This window comes from Sorangium sp. So ce448, assembly GCF_051520915.1.
In the GTDB taxonomy this organism is placed as follows: domain Bacteria; phylum Myxococcota_A; class Polyangia; order Polyangiales; family Polyangiaceae; genus Sorangium; species Sorangium cellulosum_B.
In genome coordinates this window covers 4,823,583-4,843,977 of sequence record NZ_CP150343.1, presented here as the reverse complement: position 1 = coordinate 4,843,977, position 20,395 = coordinate 4,823,583, and the positions used below count along the sequence as shown (strand labels likewise).

General features: G+C 71.8%; 8 protein-coding genes. 6 read left to right on the top strand and 2 right to left on the bottom strand.

The window, feature by feature from the left end:
* The first annotated feature begins 94 nt into the window (after positions 1-94).
* From WMF45_RS18270 to drmC, 6 genes are read left to right on the top strand one after another with little or no spacing between them, the layout of a single operon-like run.
* Complete coding sequence (locus tag WMF45_RS18270; protein ID WP_437718151.1) at positions 95-1,399, top strand: DUF6361 family protein; 1,305 nt, start codon at positions 95-97, stop codon at positions 1,397-1,399.
* On the top strand, positions 1,396-3,261 hold the full coding sequence (locus WMF45_RS18265; protein ID WP_437718150.1) for a hypothetical protein: 1,866 nt from the start codon (positions 1,396-1,398) through the stop codon (positions 3,259-3,261). The genes WMF45_RS18270 and WMF45_RS18265 overlap by 4 nt, the downstream gene beginning before the upstream one ends.
* Positions 3,258-6,530 (top strand): DEAD/DEAH box helicase, encoded by a 3,273-nt coding sequence (locus tag WMF45_RS18260; protein ID WP_437718149.1) that lies wholly within the window; start codon positions 3,258-3,260, stop codon positions 6,528-6,530. Before WMF45_RS18265 ends, WMF45_RS18260 begins: the two co-directional genes overlap by 4 nt.
* Positions 6,530-9,835: a DISARM system helicase DrmA gene (gene drmA, locus WMF45_RS18255; RefSeq protein ID WP_437719551.1), complete on the top strand. Its 3,306-nt coding sequence runs from the start codon at positions 6,530-6,532 to the stop codon at positions 9,833-9,835. Before WMF45_RS18260 ends, drmA begins: the two co-directional genes overlap by 1 nt.
* Positions 9,835-11,736 carry a DrmB family protein gene (gene drmB, locus WMF45_RS18250; protein ID WP_437718148.1) on the top strand — a complete coding sequence of 634 codons (1,902 nt, stop codon included), beginning with the start codon at positions 9,835-9,837 and terminating at the stop codon, positions 11,734-11,736. Before drmA ends, drmB begins: the two co-directional genes overlap by 1 nt.
* On the top strand, positions 11,733-12,521 hold the full coding sequence (gene drmC, locus WMF45_RS18245; protein ID WP_437718147.1) for a DISARM system phospholipase D-like protein DrmC: 789 nt from the start codon (positions 11,733-11,735) through the stop codon (positions 12,519-12,521). Before drmB ends, drmC begins: the two co-directional genes overlap by 4 nt.
* Positions 12,522-12,947: 426 nt before the next feature.
* Here drmC and WMF45_RS18240 read toward each other — a convergent pair whose 3' ends face one another.
* Entirely contained in the window at positions 12,948-13,805 is an 858-nt protein-coding gene (locus WMF45_RS18240; protein ID WP_437718146.1) for a hypothetical protein, read from the bottom strand.
* Positions 13,806-16,287: 2,482 nt separating this feature from the next.
* On the bottom strand, positions 16,288-20,010 hold the full coding sequence (locus WMF45_RS18235; RefSeq protein ID WP_437718145.1) for a DUF6531 domain-containing protein: 3,723 nt from the start codon (positions 20,008-20,010) through the stop codon (positions 16,288-16,290).
* Positions 20,011-20,395: the final 385 nt, after the last annotated feature.

Genomic DNA, 20,395 nt, shown 5'->3' with positions numbered 1-20,395 from the left:
ACGGCCCTCGGAGCTGCTTCTACGGAGGCTGATCCGAGCCTCCAGCGCGCCTTGACAGCCCCCCGCGCGCCCGCGTCTAGTAGTGGCCACTACCTTGGCCGCCTTCACGAGCACCGTCGGCTGGATCGATATCTCCTCTGCCGCCCTCCGTACCATGCGCGCGGAGCTGGAGGGGCAAGAGAAGGGCGTGCTCGACGAGATGGGCGTTGGCGCGCTCCACGCCGGCTACGCCGACACCTTTTTCCCGGGCACCTCGGTCCTGCAAACCCGCGCCCGCTACCTGCTCTTCGTCCCGTGGACCTACCTCTGGATGGCGAGCCAGCGCCGCTCGAGCCCGGAGAACGCCGGCGCCCTGAAGGAGAGCGCGGAGGCCTGGCTCATCAGCCGCCTCCGCGAGACCGAGCGGGGCAACGGGATCATCGGCGGCGAGGTCTATCCGCGCCCACCCGTGCAGCCGCCCGACGTCGCTTACTGGACCGCGCTCCGCACCTTCCGCCTTTACGACGGCAGCGCCTCCCGCGCGCAGCTCCTCGCCCGCTGGGATCGGCGCCGGATCCTGCGCCGCGACGACATCCGCCGCGGCGACGAGGATCTCGATGAGCCGCCGCTCGGCTGCTTCGACGTGCCGGGCGTGCCGACGTGGTGGATGAACAAGGACCACGAGGTGCGCTTCTCGCTGGAGCCGAAAGAGGCCCAGTTCCTGCGCGATCGACTCGTGGCGTCCCAGCCCGGTTTCCTGCTTGGCATGGCGGCCTCGATGCTGAAGAAGAGCCGGCGGCCCACGAGCGACCGGCTCTGGGACGACGCCTTCATGCTCGACGCCGCCCGCGCGCTGGACGAGCGGAACGGCGGCCACGGAGAGAGGACGGCCTCGGTCGTCCAGGCCGTGGAGCGGACCCGGGGAGCGTCGGCGATCGCCGAGATGGTGCGCGCCATCTACGCGGCGCTCGTCGAGGGTCAACGGGAGATCGACCTGCGACGGGCCGGGCGGCCGACGCCCGACGATGTCTTCGCCTACCGAAATGGCCTGTACGACTACTGGTCGGGCAACGAGGAGACGACCGTGGACGAGGCCGCGGCGCTCGACCTCGCGGGGCTGGCCGGCGACATCCACCTGCCCGGGGATCTCCGCTCGCTCCTCGATCACGTTCAGTCCCGCCTTCAGTCCATCAAGAGGGCCAAGCAGGTCGATGCCCTGCTGCTCGACTCGAGCACGCGCGAGCTGTTCACCCGGATCGAGCGACGCCGGAAGCGGGGGCGCGCGCGCTTGCCGGAGAGCGACGGGCTCACACGGCGCGAGGGCTTCGACGCCAGGACCGTCAGGGTCGAAGGGCTGGACTTCCGGTACCAGGTCACGCGGCGGCTGCTCCTCGACCTGCACGGAGGGCTCTTCCCATGAGCGACGCCGAGGGCGACGAGCGGCGAGCGCGCGCCGCCTGCCTCGCGCTCCTGGACTGGCTCCGCCCGCCTGCGGGCTACGTCACCGATTGCGCGCTGGGGACGTCGTATTCCCTGGACCTGATCACCTGCGCCGCCGCGCTGGTCACGCTCGACGGCGCCGCGCGCGACACGGCGGACTTCAGCTTGACGGCCGCCTTGCGCGCCATGAACCGGCTCTCGGAGCACGTCCGGGTGGTCGTGCAGCAGGGGTGCATCCACTGGCGCCCGGGGACCCATCCGGGCGTGCTCCCGCTCCTGGACCGCGTCGTCCGGCCTGTGAGCCTGCCGCTCGCGGAGGGCTCGTTCCACCCCAAGGTCTGGGTCGTGCGACAGCGCGCCGCCGGCGAGGAGGCGGGCGGCGCGCGCTACGTGCTGGTGGTCGGATCCCGCAACCTGACCCGCGACGCGTCGTGGGATCTCGGGGTCGCGCTGGAGGGCTACGTCGGTAAGGCGGCGGGGCTCGACGGCCACGACGAGCTCGTGGACTTCGTGCGCTTCGCCTGTGAGGCGGGCGGGACCAGGAGCTTCGCCGAGCGCTTCCGCGATCTGGGCTCCGTGTCCTGGAAGCCGCCGCCCGGGGTGACCGAGGCGCGCTTCGGCTTCCACGGGCGGAAGCGCATGGCCTGGCCGGAGACGGCACTGCTCTCGCTGCCGGAGGACGCCCGGCGCGTGCTCATACTCTCGCCGTTCCTCGACGCGGACAGCGTCAAGCAGGTCGCGGCGCGCTGGGGAGAGGCCCCGGAGCGCCGGCTCGTGTCCGGGACCGAGCACCTCGACCGGATCGCGGACAGGCAGCACGCCGCGCTGGAGAAGCTCGAGCCACGCTTCATGGAGATCGCCCGTGACGAGCCGGTCGTGCTCCGCAGCGAGCCCGCGACGGAGGCGCCCGAGGCGGCCACCCGGGAAGATCCAGAGATCACCGAGGAGCCCCGCGGCCTGCACGCGAAGGTCGTTGCGGTCTGGCATCGGCGCCGCGCCCACGTGCTGATCGGCAGCGCCAACCTCACGCGCCCCGGCTGGCTCGGCGCCAACGCCGAGGCATGGCTGCTGCTCTCCGGCAACCCCGCCCTGGCCGACGCGCTGTGGGACTGGTCCACGGACAGGTCCTGCGAGTATCACGCGCCCAGCAAGCCGGCGGCCGGCCCCGACGCGGAGATCAAGGCGCTCGACGACGCCCATCGCTACGTGGCCGCGCGGCGCTACACGCTCCACGAGCACGGCGCGGAGGGAGCGCGCCTCGAAGCCGATGCGCCTCCGCTGCCCCGGGCGCTGGGGCAGCTCGACCTGCGCGTCGCGCGGCTGTCGCAGCCGAAGGTGGCGTCGCCCTGGGCCCCGGAGGCACGCGCCACGGCGATGCCGGCCTGCGATCGGGCGGAGCGGACCGCGTTCTTGATCTTCACGCTGCGCGCGGGGGCCGGCCCGGAGGCGCTGGAGCGCGCCTGGGTGCAGCACGTCACGCTCGAGCCGGAGCTCGACGACCAGCGCGACGGCGCGCTGCTCCGCAGCGTGCTCGGCCCGCGGCAGTTCCTCGAGTACCTTCGCGGCTACCTCGATCCGGACGCGGGAGACGGCCTCGACGAGCTACCCGGCGAGGCGCGCGCCGGCGCTCCGGGCCACGGGGACGGCTCGCAGGGCCGCTCCACGGAAGAGCTTCGTGTCGAGACGATCCTGCGCGCGCTGGCGAAGGCCCCGGAGCAGACGGTCGCCAACCTGGGCAAGGCCATCGAGCAGTACCGCGCTGCGGCGGTAGCCGGCGGCGATCCCCAGCTCGGTGAGCTCTGGCAGGTCTGGCAGGCCGTGGAGGAGGCCTACGGCCGATGAGCGCGACGACGAGGAAGGCGTTCCAGCAAGCCACGGTCGATCACGCGCTCGCGCGGCTCCGCGAGCGCAAGGGCTCACGGCGCTTCCTCGTCGCCGACGAGGTCGGGCTGGGCAAGACGCTGATCGCCCAGGGGGTGATCGAGGGCCTGTGCGCGGACGCGAGCGCCGAGGGGCGGACGCTCCGGGTCTTCTATGTCTGCTCGAGCCTCGGCATCGCCAGCCAGAACACCACACGACTGCTCGACGTGCTGCCGACCGAGGAGCAGCGGGAGGCGGCGCAGGTCAAGGTGGGTCGCTTGACGGAGATCCCTGGTCTCGAGGCGCCGCCGGACGCGCCCTTTCACCTCTACTCGCTGACCCCTGGGACCTCGCTCCAGGCAGGCACGGGTAGGCTGGCCGAGCGCGCCCTGATCGGGAAGGCGATCGAGCAGATCTGGCCGGATCTCCCCAGGCTCCGTGGGTTCAAGGACGCCATGATGGGCCAGGCGAGCCCCGACTCCTGGCGCGACGCCTGGAAACGGGTGCAATGGCCCGAGCGCGGAGCCGGGTACCTGCGCCGCTTCCGCGCGCACCTCGCGCAGGAGCTCGGCCTCAGCCCGCAGGCCTGGAGTCAAAGCATTCACGAGCGCCTCCGCGCCCGGTTCGACGACGCGGAGCAACGCCGCGAGACCGTCGAGCTCCTGCGCCGCGCCATGACGCTCGCCGTGATCGAGGAGCTCGCCCCCGGGCTCTTGATCTTCGACGAGTTCCAGCGCTTCTTCGAGGTGCTCCCCACCAGCGAGGAAGAGGAGACGGACGGGCAGGACAAGGACGACGATCGCATCGAGGAGGCCCACCATGTCGTCCGGACGATGCTGCGTCCCAAGGCGGATCCAGCGGAGCGGCCTGCCGTCCTGCTGCTGTCCGCGACGCCGTACCGGATGTACGCGCGTTTCCGCGAGGGTGGCCGGCACCACGACGAGTTCTTCGACCTGCTTCGCTTCCTGCACGGCGACTCGGCCGCGAAGGAGCTCCCGCGGCTCCAGGAGGACTTCCAGCTCTATCAAGAGCGCATCGTCCGCGATCCACCCGGCTCCGAGGCCGTGCACGCCGTGCGGCGGCGCCTCGAGCAGCAGCTCAAGCGCGTGATGGCCCGGACCGAGCGGCGCGCCCTGATGGACGCGGAGCTGTCGCGCGCGCGGTCGGCGCAGCGGACGGCCCCGGTGGAAGCGCGGGATCTCGCGGTCTTCCGGCACTTCGCGGCCTGCGTGCGCCCCGAGGATCAGCACATGGTCGAGCCGCTCTGGTCCTCCATCCCCTACCCGATCCAGATGATGCGGCAGGACTATGTCGCCAGCCGCCACGCGGACCTGGCGAAGGCCGCGACCCCCGCGGCGGAGGTCCGCCTCAGCCGGACGCGGCTCCGCGACTACTCACACGCGGAGCATCCGAGCCCGAAGCTCCGGGCGCTCCTCGACGCGATGCCGCGGCAGGTGCTCGCCCTGCCCTGGATACCGCCTTCCCGCCCGTGGTGGCCGCTCGGCGGCGTCTTCCGGGAGGCGGCCACCGGCGCGGAGAAGCCGTCGAAGACGCTGGTCTTCTCGCGCTTCCGCGCGGTCCCGCGCGCGCTCGCGACGCTCCTCAGCTACGAGGCCGAGCGCGCCGCCTTCCAGCCGGAGGGCAGTCGTCGCTTCGGCTACTGGACGCGCCAGCGCTCGGAAGCGCGCAAGGCGCGGAAAGGGCGAGCGCGCGGCCGAGACCGGCGGGAGCTGCTCCGTCCGCCGCCGCCGGCGTTCACCTTCGGGGCCTCCAGAGGACACGATCTCCGGCTGCTGCTGATGTTCTTGCCGCTGCCACGGCTGGCGGAGCTTGGCGACCCGCTGGCCATCGAGATGGCGAAGGACATGGATCTCGCGACGGCGCGCGAGCGCGTCAGGGCGCGGCTCGAAGAGGTCCTCGGCATCGACAAAAAGAGGGAGCGGCGTGAGCCGGCGTGGAAGTGGGCGCTGCACGTGGAGCGCGCGGCGCCCACCTGGAGGGCGCTGCGAGAGGGCATCGAGAGCGCGGCCAGCGGGCTGCGCGCGGAGCATCGAGGCGTGGCGGCCGCGTGCCAGCACCTCCTCGAGGCGCCCGGCGGGCCAGAGGGCGCGCCTTCACCGGCGGAGCTCGACGACCTCGCCGAGCACGCGCTCACGGCGCCGGGGATGGTGCTCTGGCGGGCGAAGACAAGAGTGTTCGGCCAGGCGGAGGACAAGGCCGCCAGCATCGCGAACGTGGCTCGCATCTCGCTGGTCGCGCTGCGCACGCACCTGGACGCGCCCGAGTGGCACAGGATCCTGGCCGCGCAAGCCGCGCGGAAGCCAGCCTGGAAGCGGCGGGCGGCGACCCAGCCGCACCCGATCGCGCTCCGCCGGGCGGTGTGGGACGGGAACCTGGAGGCGGTCCTCGACGAGTACCTGGTTGGCTTGCAGGGCCTCGGGCGCCCCGGGCCGAGCGGCGAAGACGGCGAAGCGGAGCTCACCGAGCTCGGGAACGTGCTCGCCATCCGCGGCGTGCGCCTCGAGGTCGACGGCCTCGGGCCGAAGCGGACCAAGCTGCCGTTGCGCTGCCACGCCGCGCTGCCCTTCGGCCTGACGTCGAGCGAGGCCAGCGCCGACTCCGGCGAGCCCCTCCGCAGCGAGACCGTGCGCCAGGCGTTCAACTCGCCCTTCCGCCCGATGGCGCTGGTCACGACCTCGATCGGGCAAGAGGGCCTCGACTTTCACCGCTACTGCGGCCACGTCGTCCACTGGGATTTGCCGAGCAACCCGGTGGATCTCGAGCAGCGCGAAGGACGGGTCGCCCGCTACGGTGGCCTCGCGGTGCGCCAGGCGCTCGCGGCCCGCATCGGGGAGCTCGCGCGGGATCGCAGCCCCTGGCACGTGCTCGCCGAGCGCTTTCGCGACCGGGAGTCGGCCGGTGGCCTCGTCCCCTGGTGGGACTTCCACGGGGCGAGGATCCGGCGCACGATCGTGCGGCCAGGCTTCTCGGAGCAGGAGCGCCGCCTGGCCGAGCTCGAGAACGCCCTCGCGCTGTACCGCTACGCGCTGGGTCAGCCCGATCAGGAGGCCCTCGTGCGGGCGCTGGAGCGGCGCATCGCGGGCGCCGATGACCACGAGCGAGAGCGGCTGAGGGAATGGCTCCGCGAGGCGGCGCTGGATCTCTGCCCGCTCCTCCCCGAGCAGCGGCGCCCTTGTGACCAGCCCAATCTCCGCGATAGCGTCGAGATCATCAGGAGGAGCGCCCCGTGATGGATCCGGTGGATGTTCGGGATCGCCTCGTCGACGTGCTGCGCGAGGACCTCATCGGCCCCACCGAGCCAGAAGAGGCCCTGGAGGAGTCGCCGTCCCGCTGGTACCTCACAGGCTTCCTCGTCCCGTTCGAGGGCGGAGAGGCCGCGCGCTCCGACCCGGAGGCCGACGACGAGCTCGAGGCCCCTGGCGACAGCGGCGACGGGGAGGACGCCACGCAGCCCGAGGAGGTCTCCAAGCGCAGGGTCCTCTTGCCTGCGTCCATCGGCATCAGCGTGCTGCTCCCGCCGGGCACGAGGACGATCGACGTCACGGCGCGCTGGGGCGACTACGTTCGCGACGACGCGCCCGCGGGGGAACAGCTCAAGCGCGACAGGCCCTGGCGGCGCAAGCCGCGCGCGGAGAGCCGAACCGTCACCATCGAGCCGGACGAGAGGGAGCCGACGATCATCGCCCTCGAGGAGCACAAGGGGCTCGAGCTCCAGGTGCTCTCGCGGACCGTCGGCGGCGGCGGCACCGCGACGAGCGTGTTCCTGGTGAACCGGCGACAGCCGGTGACGCCCCGCGACAGCTCCACGGCCTTCCAGGTCAGCCTCTCGATGAGCTGCGATCCGGGCTTCGTGGGCCGGCCGAACCTGCGCGGCCGCGACGATGGGCACAGCGCGCCGGCGGACTTCGACGAGCAGATGGCCGATCTCCAGTACCGCGACGCATTCGAGTACGCCGTCGGCCACGGCGTGGCCACCGAGGCGAAGCTCGACGGCGACGGGGCTTGCCGGCATGTCGAGACCGTGTGGATCCCGAGCGCCGAGGTCGAGAAGGTGGTGCCGGCGGCCGCGGGCGTGGCCGAGATGGGGATGGCGGCGCTGGCTGAAGCGCCCGATTTGCCCGCCGCGCTGCTCCCGCTCACGGACGCGTACCTGCAGTGGATCGAGGACCAGGCCAAGACGCCTCTCGCCGAGGAGGCGCACCGCTCGGTCCTCGCCGAGCTCATGGGCAACGCGCGCTACGTGCAGGGGCGGATCCGCGAAGGCATCGCGGCGCTCGCCGATCCCGACGCGGCGCTCGCCTTCCGGATCGCCAACCGCGCCATGGCGCGCGTCGCGCGGGTGAGCCGCCCGAACGACGCCCCCGCCTGGTACCCGTTCCAGCTCGCGTTCGTGCTGATGAACGTGCCTGGCATCGTCCACCCGGAGCACGCGAGCCGGCGCGACGTCGATCTCCTCTTCTTCCCCACCGGCGGCGGCAAGACCGAGGCGTACCTCGGCCTCGCCGCGTTCACGCTGGTCTACCGCCGCCTGCGCCACGGCGACATCCGCGGCGCGGGCGTGAGCGTGCTGATGCGCTACACGCTCCGCCTGCTCACCCTCGATCAGCTCCGCCGCGCCGCCGCGCTGGTGTGCGCGCTGGAGCTGGAGCGCGATGGAGAGCCGCGACTCGGCGCCTGGCCGTTCGAGATCGGCCTGTGGGTCGGCCGGGCCGCGACGCCGAACCGGATGGGCAAGAAGGGCGACAACGACCCGCACTCCGCGCGTGAAAAGACGCTCGCGTACCGGAATCGCTCGAAGGGCAATCCGGTGCCGATCCCGCTGGAGAAGTGCCCCTGGTGCGGCGAGCCGTTCAAGGCGAAGAGCTTCCGTCTCACGCCGGACGACGACGCGCCCACCCAGCTCGAGGTGCGCTGCGTCGACCCGCGCTGCGTCTGGTCGGGTGACCGCCCGCTGCCGATCGTCGCCGTCGACGTCCCGCTCTACCGCCGGCTCCCGTGCTTCGTGCTCGCCACCGTCGACAAGTTCGCGCAGCTCCCCTGGGTGGGCGAGACGGGCGCGCTCTTTGGCCGGGTCGCGCGCCATGACGCCGCCGGTTTCTACGGTCCCTGCGACGATCCGCGCGTCGGCGCGCCCATCCCCGGGGGCCGCCTGCCGCCTCCGGATCTGATCATCCAGGACGAGCTGCACCTCATCGCCGGTCCGCTCGGCACGCTGGTCGGGCTCTACGAGACAGCGATCGACACCCTGGCCACGGACGCGACGGGCGCGCGGCCCAAGGTCGTCGCCTCGACCGCCACGGCGCGCCGGGCCAGCCAGCAGATCCGGGCCCTGTTCGCGCGACCGGAGACGGTGGTGTTCCCCCCGCCCGGCCCGGACCGGCGCGACTCGTTCTTCGCGTGCACTGTCCCCGTGCCTCCCTCCCGCGAACACCGCGCGGCGCCCGGCTTCGCCAATGCCCGCCGCTACGTCGGCATCGCCGCCCCTGGACGGAGCCTCAAGAAGACGATGCTGCGCGCGTACCTGGCGCTGCTCTCGGCAGCGCAGCGGCTGTACGAGCAGGAGGGCGGACATGCGGTGAAAGACAACCCTGCCGCGCCGTACATGACGCTCGTCGGCTATTTCAACAGCCTGCGAGAGCTCGGAGGCAGCCGGCGTATCGTCGAGGACGAGGTCACGACGCGCCTCTACGCCTACGACAGGCGCCGGCCGGCTGTCTTCGCCAAGCGATCTCTGGGAGAGGTGGTGGAGCTGACGAGCCGTGAGCCGACGTTCCGGGTAGCCGAGTCGCAGGAGCGCCTGCGCGCGCTGCCGCGCGAGAAGGAGAAGCGCCCGGTCGACGTGGTGCTGGCGACGAACATGATCTCCGTCGGCCTCGATATCCCGCGGCTCGGCCTGATGGCCGTGCTGGGGCAGCCGAAGACGACGGCCGAGTACATCCAGGCGACGAGCCGCGTCGGCCGCGTGGCGCGGCTGCCCGGCCTGGTGGTGACGCTCTTCAACGTGCACCGGCCGCGCGATCGCTCTCACTACGAGCGCTTTCAGGCCTACCACGAGAGCTTCTATCGCGCGGTGGAGGCCGTGAGCGTGACGCCGTTCTCGCCGCGCGCGATCGATCGCGCGGCGCCCGCGGTCACGGTGGCGCTGGCGCGGCTCTCCGAGGCGTGCATGACCCCCACGAAGGGAGCAGCGAAGATCGAGGCGGCGCGGCCGCTCGTGGAGCGGGTGAAGGACGCGTTTCAGGCGCGCGCGAAGGGCTCCCTCGGGGACGAGGCGCCGTCGCTGCCGGTCGACGTGGGTAAGCGCGTGGGCGACCTCTTCGATTCATGGCAGCGCGTCGCCGAACGTCACCGAAAGGGCCACTCGGTGCTGGGCTACACGAGCGCCGAGAGAGGCCAGCAGGGGCTGCTCTACGATCCGCTGGACGCGCCGCCCGAGGACAAGGACGCGGCCAAGTTCAAGGCGCAGCGATCGCTCCGCGACGTCGAGCCGAGCGTGAACCTCTTCGTGCGGATCCCTGAGAACGAGGGTGAGTGATGGCCGCCAAGAAGGAGAAGCATGTGCCCCCCGACGGGCAGATCCGGCGCAGCCAGATCGTCACGACGTTCGGTCCTGGCGCGCTGGTCGATCTGACCGAGCGCTCGGGGATCGTCGCTGGGCTAGAGCACTGGGGTGATCCCGAAAAGGCCGGCTCCGGCTTCCGCGAGGTGGACGAGCCCCGCCTCCTGGCGAGGCTCGCCGGCCAGGGGATCCGCAAGCTCTACACGCCGCCGACGTTGCCCCGCAACGAGGAGGGTGCGGCGGGCATCGTGGTCTGGGAGTTCCCGCAATGGTTCCTCCTTCAGCCGGACGCCCCGGAGGAGCGCTGGGATCATGAGCTCGGCCTGCGCTCAAGGCAGCTGCTCCACCGCCACGCGTTCCGCGGGATGATGTATGGCAAGCGCAAGGCCGTCCCGATCCGCTTCGTGCAGGCGTGCCCGTACGGGCACGTGAGCGACATCGACTGGGGGCGCTTCGTGCACAAGGGGGGGAGCGGCTGTCATGGCGAGCTGTGGATGGATGAACGCGGCACGACGGGCGACTTCGCCGACATCTTCGTGCGCTGCCGTGAATGCAAGAAGACCCGCTCGCTGGCAGAGGCGATCCCGCGCCGGCCGAACGATCCGGGCGACATGCCGCTCGGCGCGTGCGAGGGCTGCGAGCCGTGGCTGGGACCGGATCGGTGGCGAGGGCGGCCGCAGGGCTGTCCCCCGGCCGCCGAGGCGCCTCAGAAGAAGGTTGGCAACCGGCTGCTCGTGCGCTCGGCGACGAACGCGTATTTCCCGGAGCTGGTCACGGTGATCTCCATCCCCGAGCAGCGCTCGGCGATCGACGAGGCGGTCGGCTCGGTCTGGGATGCCGCGCTGAGCCAGGTCGAGGCGCTGGAGGATTTGAAGGCGGCCCGTCGCTGGAATCGGGACGTCGACAAGGCGCTCAACGGGCACGATGACGTGACGGTGCTGGCGGCAATCCATCGGCGCCGGGCGGCACCGCCCGTGGCCGCGCCCAGGTCGTTCAAGGGGCCGGAGATGGTGAAGCTCCTGAGCGACGACCTGGGCATCGATCTGCCGGAGAGCGATTTCTTCGCGACCGAGATCGCGTTGCCGGCACGCCGCCCCGAGGTGCTGCGGGCGGTGCGCCGCGTGCTCGCCGTGCACCGCCTGCGCGAGGTGGTGGCGACGCTCGGGTTCACGCGGCTCGAGCCGCCTGTCCGTGACGCCGAGGGCTCACTCGATCTCGGCGTGCGGCGCGCGCGGCTCGCCAAGGAGGCCACCTGGCTCCCCGCCGTGGAGAATCGCGGAGAAGGCGTCTTCGTGGCCTTCGAGCCGGAGGCCATCGAGACGTGGGCGGACAGCGACGCCGTACGGCCCCGCCAAGCCCAGCTCGAGGCGGGCGTCGATGCCTGGCGCGCGGGCCGCCCGGGGGCGCCGCTGCGTTTCCCCGGCGTCGAATACGTGATGCTCCATTCGCTCTCGCATCTCCTGATCACGGCGGTGTCGCTGGAGTGCGGCTACGCCGCGAGCTCGATCCGCGAGCGCATCTACGCGGGGCCGGAGGGCTTCGGCATCCTGCTCTACACCTCGACGCCGGACGCGGAGGGCACGCTCGGCGGTCTCGCGGCCGTCGCTCGCAAGCTGGAACGTCATATCACCGCGGCGCTCGCCTACGGCGCCCTCTGCTCGAACGATCCGGTGTGCGCCCAGCACGAGCCGCACAGCGCGGTGGAAGAGCGGTTCTTCCACGGCGCCGCCTGCCACGGCTGCGTGCTTGTCGCGGAGCCCAGCTGCGAGTGGCAGAACGAGTTCCTGGACCGGGCGCTCGTCGTGCCGACGGTGCAGGACGCCGGGGCGGCATTCTTCGCCGGGGCACGTTCTCATCGCGCAGGGGGTGCGCGGTGAGCACGTCCTCGTTTCCAGGCGTGCCGGCGCAGACACTGTTCGATCTCGCCGAGGCGCTCGCGTCCGGCCGGCTCGCGTGGCCGCCCTCGGCGCTGTCCCTGCGAGCGCGCGGCTACTCCGAGCTGGTTCAGGTGTTGCTCGGAGGGCTCACCGCCCTCCAGACCGTCTTCCCGACTCCCTCGGGGGCGGCCGCCGCGCTCCGGCTCGTCGGGGCCGAACGTGCCGCGTGGGAGCGCGCCGACGATCGCCGGCTGGATCTCGTGTGGTCTGGCCCCGAAGCCGCCTCCCAGAGCCGGGACACGGGGATCGCCGTACGCGAGCTCTTCGCGGACGCACGTCGAAAGGTGCTGTTGTCGACCTACAACCTGGGCGCGCCGTCGGTGCTCGCGCCGTTGGTCGAGAGAAGGCGCAAGGATCCGGCGTTCGAGGTGCGGATGTTCGTCAACATCAGCGATCATCTCATGAAGGAGTGGAGAGCGGCCGGCGAGGATCCCTTGGCGGCGTTCCGCCGCAGGTTTGCCGAGCGCTACTGGTCCGGGGCACCGCTACCGACGGTGTTTTACGATCCCCGCGCGCTCTCGAAGGCCAAGGCGCCGCAGCTCCACGCGAAGTGCATCGTCGTCGATGACGAGGTGGCGCTGGTGACGTCCGCCAACTTCAGCGAGGCGGCGCAGACCGACAACATCGAGGTCGGCGTCGTGGTGCGAGACCCGCGCTTCGCCAGCGCGCTGTCGCAGCAGTTCGAGGGGCTGGTGGCGAGAGGGCTCCTGGAACAGGCCATCTGAAGCGGCAGACTGCGAAGCGGGAGAGGGCATCGTCACGCCGAGCACACCCGAGCCCGCCTGGAGTATGCTCGGCCCGTGCCGATCCTCGACCAGACCTTTTTCGCCCGCCTCGACGCGCGGATCGTGCACGAATACGCCATCGTATACGACCGGCTCAATCATCGCGCAACGGTGTCTCGGTCACGTCGAGGTCCGCGGCGTGGCCAAGGGATCGCGGGGACGCGAGGGTGGCCTGTTCACCGCAGAGACGGGTGACCCCCATCTTTTCTGGGAGGCGCGTCCACCCGGAGACGGGTGCTACCCATCTCTTCCTGGAGGCCCCTCCACCGCGGAGACGGGTGCCACCCATCTTTTCCTGGAGCCACGTCCTCCGGGAGACGGGTGCACCCCTCTCCCGCGTGGACGAGCCAGCTCACCCGGACGGGTTCACGGCGTCCCGCCCGCCTCGAACGAGGGTGCCGTGCTGGCCTCGGGCTTCTTGGCGGAGGCCTTGCGACGGGATCTCGCGAGGTCGTCGACCATCTCGACGTAGGGCGCCAGCAGGAACGCGGCGAGCGTTTCGCTCCCCGGGATCTCCGGATCGGCGTGGTTCTCGATCTTCTGGATCAGGCTCCGCAGCGCATCCCGGGCGGCGCTCCACTGCGGCCGGCCGTCGGTCGGCGCGCCCTCCTTGGTGAGGACCACGTTCGTGAAGCCGTAGGCCTCGCCGAAGCGCGCATGGGCGGAGACGAGCTGCTGGTAGTGCCGGGTCCCGCCGAACCCCTCGATCACCGCCTGGGCGCGCTCCTCCTCCAGCATCTTCATCCGCTGCACCATCGCGGCCCACTGCACCCGGGGCCGGCGCGTGATGAAGCGCAGCCCCTCGGGCGCCGGGAAGAGCTGCCCATATAGCCAGCGCGCCTCGGACGGCGACGGCGTCTTTCCATCGGGGGAGAGCCCGGCGGCGCCCCCATTCCACTGCTCGAACGCGCGCCATCGGTCGTCGCTGTCGGTGTTCGCCGCGCTCCGCTCGGCCTCGGTCGGCGCCGCATGACGCTGGTCGGCCTGCGCGCTCGCCCGCAGGTCGCGGAACCCCTGAAGCTCCGTCGCGGCCGCGTCGAAGCGCTTCCACGGCCTGTCGATGTGCGGCGGCAGCGCCGCGATGGGCTCGAGCCCCCTGGGCAGCGCCGCATCGCCCTCTTTGCGCTTACCGCCCTTCGGCCTGAGCACCGCCGCGATCCGCGCGCTCATCTGATCTCGGAGACCGATCACGTCGTCTGCGACGAGCTCCGGGGGGAGGACCATGGTCGAAAACATCGGTGATTCACTCACGGGGGAAACCTCCTGTGCTGTCTGATGGGTTCTGGCCTGCCGCCGTGGCGACACGCCGTGGTTTCGTTGCGGCGTGGCCGCACGGCAACCCACGTGCCGGCGCGAGATGCGTGCATGTCTCGGCGAAACGTCTCAGACAGCGAGGCGCTGAGCGCAATGCCCGGTCATGACCCGCAACGGATTGCGCTGTTGCGCAACGCCCCCGTCGGCGCGTCACGACCGCTTGTGTCGCGGTGCCCGGGCTCTGCGTGGACCACCACCAGGCTCGCGTAGCTCCGGGAGAGCTCCAGGCGTCGCGCCGACCGTTCGCTCCGCGGACGCTCAGGGCAGCCACCGGCAAACGTCGACGATCTCCCGGGCCACCGCGACGACGCCCTGCGGTCCAGCGACGCGGGCGAACAACGGCGCCAGGTGCCCGAGGTCGTCCTTCGTCCAGTCGTCGAGGAGATCGGGCCGCGGCTTCCAGCCGAGATAGTTCAGGATTCTCTGGCAGACGCGGCGCGCGTGCGGCTCGGTCATCGAGGCGGCCAGCGGGATCAGCGCGAAGAGCGCCTCGTCCTCGTCGCTCGGCTGCTCCAGAGCGCGCTCGACCAGATCGCGCGCAATCGCCGGCGCGTCATCCGGCGAGGCCACGGCGATCGCGACCAGGGCTGGCCAGTTGGCGCCGATCTCGCCTGACAGGTCGAGGACCGCATCCGCCCCGAGAGCCCGGGTCCACGCAGCGGCGTTCCGCTCGAAGAGCAGGCGCGCGCCGTCGCTCGCCAGCAGATCGCCCGACAGCTGGGCCCAGGCGGCCTCGCGGACCGCGGCGGGCAGGTGCGCGAGCAGCGCGGATCGCACCTCGATCCGGTCCGACGGCTCGGGCAGCGTTTCCACCAGCGCGAGCGCATCCTCCACGCGCCCCAGATCGCAGAGGCGCGCGGCGACGGCCGTCACCACCGGGCGCCGGAAGCTGGCCGCAGCCGCGCACGCCTGGACCAGCGCGGACGCGGCGCCGGCAGGTGCGTGCGGCGCGAGCGCGCAGATGCTCCAGCACGCGTCCGGCGGAAGCGCGTCGCCCGCGAGCAGCGACAGCGCGAGCCCCAGCGCCTCCGACGCGCCCGCTTCCCGCTCCTCCGCGGGTAGCCCCGAAGCGAGGCGCGCGAGGACCATGTGCCGCTCCGAAGGCGGCAGCGCCTCGGACCATGCCCAGAGCCCGCGCACCGCCGCGGGAGACCATCGCGCGGCGGCCTCCGAGAGCCGCGGCAGCTCGTCGCTCCTCGCGTCGGCCGGGACCTCGGCGAACACCTCGCGACCGAGGTCGAGCGCCTCGGGCTCGGGCAGCAGCGCCGCCAGGGACACGCGCGCGAGCCGGCTCTCCTTGCTCTGCTCGCGAGCGAGCCGCGCCGCTGCCTCGCGCGCGGCCGTCACGCGCGCCTGCCCGTCGAGAGCGCGCGCCACGGCGGCGAGCGCGGCCCCGCCGGCGTGCTCCTCGCTGGCGGCCTCGAGCGCCCAGCCGAGCACGACGGCGCGCTCGGCGTCGGGCAGCTCGTTCGCCAGCCGGATCAGGGCACCGGCGCGCTCCGCGGCGTCGGCGAGCGGTCGTCCAGCCTCGAGGATGTCCTCGCCCACACGCGGCATCTCGATGTGGGGTCCGGCGGATCCCTCGCCGCCCTGGGCCCCTTCCTCTTTCTCCTCGTCCTCCTGCGCGGCCTGCGCAGCCAGCACACGACGCGTCTCCTCGAAGCCAAGGCTCTCCCGCACGGAGCTCGTGACGAGCAGGCAGCGGACCCGCGCGGCCAGCACCGCCACGACATCGCCTCCGGCCGCTGCATCGACCAGAAGGCTCGCCGCGCACGCCGCCGTCGCGTCCACGTCGGCGATGAACCCGGACGAGCCATCCGGGCGTGTCCTCCACACATCGAGCCACGCCCTCGAGACCAGGTCGAGCCGCTCTGCGAGGCTCGCGCCGACCCGCTCCAGGTGAGCGCGCCAGTTCCGGCATACGTAGTCAGAGACCGTGCCCGACGCGAACGCGCGCTTCCCGTGGTCGGCGAACCGGCGATCGACCGCCGCGCGCTCGTGCGGCGCGAGCCGCCCTTCGATGGCCTCCGCCCAGGCCGGGTGACGGAGCGCGAGGCCTGTTTCTCCGGCGGCGACCAGCGGTCCGCTCAGCTCGTTCCAGGCGCCGGCGCTCACCGTCGAGATCGAGAAAAGCTCCTCACCGTCGATCGGGCCGAGCGCGCCTGCAAGCCATGGCAATACGGGGCGGATCACGCCGCCGGCGCAGAGCTCAAGGACCCCCGGAGCCCCGGCGTGAGCGCTCGCGAGCGGCGGCGCCACAGCCGCGGGATCCTTCGCGAAGGCCTCCACGAGCGCCTCCACGAGGAGCGGCTCCCCGCCGCTCACCCGTGCGACGTCGTCCTTCACGCTGGCCGGCAGCTCGCCGAGCCTCCCCCCGATCGCCTCCGCGACCTCATCGACTGCGATCGGCGCCAGCGCGATCACCTCGGTTTCCTCCCGGAGCCTTCCCAGCGCCTCGATCGAGCGCGCCGACAGCACGGCGCGCACGCCGGGGCCGAGGTCTCGCAGGAATCGCTGCGCTGCATCGAGCGTCCAGGAGGCGCCCTCGTCGAACCCGTCGAGAATCACGACGAGCGGCCTGCTTCCGGGCGGGCGGCCCTCCTCGAGCATGATCGCGAGGTCGCGCCGCATCTCCTCGACCCCGTGCGCCCGTTCGCCGATGCGCCGCGGCGTCCTGAGGAACAGAGCCACGCGAGCATAGAGGAGGTTCAGCACCGTATGCTCCAGCGCCGTACCGAACCGGCGGCTCACGGGGACGAACGCTACCTCGTGCCGGCCCGCGCGGGCCAGCTCCAGCGCCCACGCGCCCAGCAGCATCGACTTGCCGCGCCCGCTCGGCCCGAGCAGCGCCGCGCGCGCACCGCCGCGCTCCAGCCACGCTTCGAGGCCCGCCACGGCGAAAGCGCGCGCCTCCCCGCCGAGGGGGACGCTGCGGCAGCGCTCGACCTCGCGCCAGAAGGCGAGGACGCCGCGCTCCGCCGCCGCCGGGCCCTTGGCCAGCGCATCCGGTGCTCGCGAAGGAGGGATCATGTGCCTGCGAAGGGCGGCGTGCTCGAAGCGGTTGCGGTTGTAGCAGAGGCCGATCTCGTCGTCCCCAGTACTGCCCGCGAAACCGGATCGGCGTCGACACGGGCGCCAGCGCGTCGCGCGCGGGCTCGACCTTTCCCCAGGCGCTCCGCCGCAGCTCGCACGCGACGGCGCCGTCGGGGCCGACGAGCCGCTCCGGCGTACCGATCTCGTCGTTCAGGTAATGATACCACTCGCCCTCTCCGGCGCGCTGCGCCCACGGCGCGCCGGCCTCGACGACGTAGGTGCGCGCATCCACCGTTGGCACGGCGTGGGCAGCCGCGTCGCCCGTGACCTGCCGGATCTCGTGCACGAGCTCGGCGCCATCCCAGACGAACCTCGTCGCGCTCTCCGGCCGTAGCTCGCCGGTCGCGAGCCGCCGGGAGACCCGCTTGGCCACGCGCCTGGCGTCCGGATCGTAAGAGAACTCCACGAAGGTGCCGTCGGCGCGCTCGACCGAGTGCAAGAGCCCACGCGCGTCCCAGGTGTATCGGGTGACCTCGAGCGCTCCGGCGGAGGTCCTGGCCCGCGTCTCCTTGAGGCGCGCGTCGTCGTCCCAGAGGAGCTCGGTGTCTCCCTTCCTGAGCAAGCGATTGCCAGGACCGTACGAGCGATCCTTCTTGCCAGCGGCGACGTCGAACACGTTCCCGCAGGCGTCGTAGCGAAAGATCTCGGCGCGCTCGTGCTCCGGGACGTTCCCCAGGATCTGGCTCGCGGGGTCGTACTCGAAGCGGCGCGTACCGTACGCCTGGTACCACGCCTCGACCAGCTCCGACGCAGGCGAGTATCGGTATGCCTGGTGCACCGTCATCGACGCCGGGGCAGGGCCCACCCACGCTGGCTCGTTCGGCCCGACGTGGACGCGGCTCGACGGCGAGCAGACGCGCCGCTCGACGAGGCGATCCATCACGTCCCACGCGCTCTCGATCCGGCCGCCTCGCGGGAGCACGCGGCAGACCTCACGCCCCGCGGCGTCGTACGCGATCCGGACCTCGTCTCTTCCGTCGAGGATCACCCTCTCGGCGAGCCCGCCGACGTTGCGAATCCACCTGGCAGAGTGACCGAACGACGTGGTGCGTTCGACGACATCACCCATGAGATCGAAGGTGCGCCGGACGGTCGCGGCCTCGCCTCCCACGATCTGGGTCTCGGACACGACCCAGCCGACGGCGTTGCGCTCATACGTGAACGAACCGGCCGGGCTCTCGGCGGCGATCACATCGCCGCGGTCGTCGTACGTGAACCTCTCGACGCTGCCGTCATCGAAGGTGCGCGCGACGAGCTGCCCGGCGAGGTCGTACGTGTACTCCGTCCTCTCGCCCGCGGCGTTCTGGAAGGAGATGAGCCGGCCATTGTAATCGTATTTGTATCGAGACACGCGCCCGTCGAACCCACGCTCGCTGGTCACCATCCCCGCGGTGTCGAGCTCGAGCCTGTGGCGCTCCCCGAGCGCGTTCTGGATCTCGACGAGGCGCCCCTCACGGTTGTACCGGAACCGTGTGCTCTCTCCGTTCGGCTTGTGCACCTCGCAGAGCTTGTGGAAGCCGCCTCGCACGAACCGGGTCACCTGCTGGTTTGGCTGGAGGACCGCGGTGCAGTCCCCCATCCCGTCGTATTCATAGCGGGTCGTCCCGCCGTCGGGCCGGTGGACGCCGGTGAGGTTGCCGCGGTTGTCATAGGTGTACGACAGCACCGCGCCGCTCGTATCCCGGATCGAGCGGCACCGGCCCCAGTAGTCATAGGCCAGCTGCGTCTTGCCCCCGAGCGCGTCGGCCTTCTCGACCATGTTCCCGAGATCGTCATAGAGGTACGTCGTGCGGCCGCCGTTCGGCGCCACCGTCTCGATAAGCCGCCCGTGCGCGTCCTGGCGCACCTGGAACACCGCCCCGAGGGGGTCGGTCCAGATGAGCCCGTCGGGCGTCCGCCCGATCTCGGTGACGCCGCCCGCCGGATCGATCGCCCGGCGGATGTGCCCGTCCGGATCGCGCGCGATCTTCGTCATTCGACCGAGCGGATCGGTGATGGAGAGCTCGCGGCCGAGGCGATCCCGCTGCCAGACGGTCATGGCGCCGGCCGGATCGACGAACGTCCGGAGGTGCCCGTGCTCGTCGTACGTCCGGCTGAACACGGCCCCGGCGCTCACGGCCTTGTCGAGCTTGCCGAAGCGGTTCCCGAAGTAGCGATGAACCGTGATGGAGTCCGCGACTTCGACGTATCCGTCCTCTCCGAACTCCAGCTTGCAGTGATAGATGCCTCTGGCGACGGTCTTGCCGTCGGCCAGGTGCGTCGGCACGTCCTCCGCCAGGCTGCGGTCGGGCCCATCGTCGTAAGCGCCCCACGTCTCGACGCAGCGGCGCCGATCGTCGTAGCGGAATGAGAACGTGAGCCCGGTAGGGCTCGTATGGGAGGTGAGGAGGTGTTCCTGGTACGTGTAGCGCGTCGTGTAGCCGTCAGCGTCGGTCGCGGACGTGAGATCCCCGGCCGCGTCGTAGCTATACTGCGAGAGAGGCACCCAGACACCGCGCTCCCGCGCGTTCTTGATCTCGAAGGCGCCGATGCGCCCGTCGGGCGCCCGCCGTACCCGGACGATCCGGCCGACGCTGTCGGTGATCTCGGCGAGCACGCCCTCGCGGTACGAGAGCCTGATCTCGTTGTTGTATCGGTCCTTGATCGCGGTGAGCCGGTACCGCTTCCCCGCCGCTTCGGCGAACACGTACCAGCGGCCATCGCCGGTATCGAGGACGAAGCCGCGCTCCTCCCGGGCGAGGACCCATCCGTGGGGGCCCGCCGCGCCGGCGCCCGCGGGGATCGCGTCGAGATCGACCGGCCCATCGTCGGTCCAGACGCGGAGGATGCGCTGCCGCACCTCGATCTCCCACGCCAGCGAGTGGCTCCACCCGAACCCCAGCCCGACGTCGCGCTCGGACGCCGCGGTGGTGTACGACCGCACGATCGAGAGCGGCAGCGGTCCCGGAAGCTCGAGATCGACGGCGGGAATCGTGAACACCCGGCCCGTCACCACGTCGACCGGGTCGCCCTTCGCAGCCATTCCCGATTTCTTGCCGCCATGGTGGTTCGGGCAGCCGGCGCCGTCGCCGCCTGCGCTGCCACACCCGGACTTCCCGCCGCCGCTGGGGCGTCCTTGCCGCCGTTGGAGCCATTGCCGCCCTGTTTACCGCCAGAGCCGTTTCCTCCAGCGCCACCGCCCCCGCCACCGGCCCCGCCCCCTCCCATGATGAAGACGCCCGGGTTCATTCCAGGGATGGCGGGGATGTTCGGTACAGGCGCAGTGCGGGCCATGGTCTTCTCCCGGGTCTCGTGCGGTCTTGCCGCCGTGTGATCCACACGAGCGTACACCGCCTGGCCCCCGGATGCACCGACGTGAGCCGCAAGCGGGGTGGGCAGCTCACCCGGGCTTGGAGCGCCGCTCGATC

Bases quoted from the DNA above. Each gene is read 5' to 3' on its own strand.
- WMF45_RS18240 (WP_437718146.1), bottom strand. From the start codon at position 13,805: ATGGTCCTCCCCCCGGAGCTCGTCGCAGACGACGTGATCGGTCTCCGA.
- drmA (WP_437719551.1), top strand. From the start codon at position 6,530: ATGGATCCGGTGGATGTTCGGGATCGCCTCGTCGACGTGCTGCGCGAG.
- WMF45_RS18260 (WP_437718149.1), top strand. From the start codon at position 3,258: ATGAGCGCGACGACGAGGAAGGCGTTCCAGCAAGCCACGGTCGATCAC.
- drmB (WP_437718148.1), top strand. From the start codon at position 9,835: ATGGCCGCCAAGAAGGAGAAGCATGTGCCCCCCGACGGGCAGATCCGG.
- WMF45_RS18235 (WP_437718145.1), bottom strand. From the start codon at position 20,010: ATGGCTGCGAAGGGCGACCCGGTCGACGTGGTGACGGGCCGGGTGTTC.
- WMF45_RS18265 (WP_437718150.1), top strand. From the start codon at position 1,396: ATGAGCGACGCCGAGGGCGACGAGCGGCGAGCGCGCGCCGCCTGCCTC.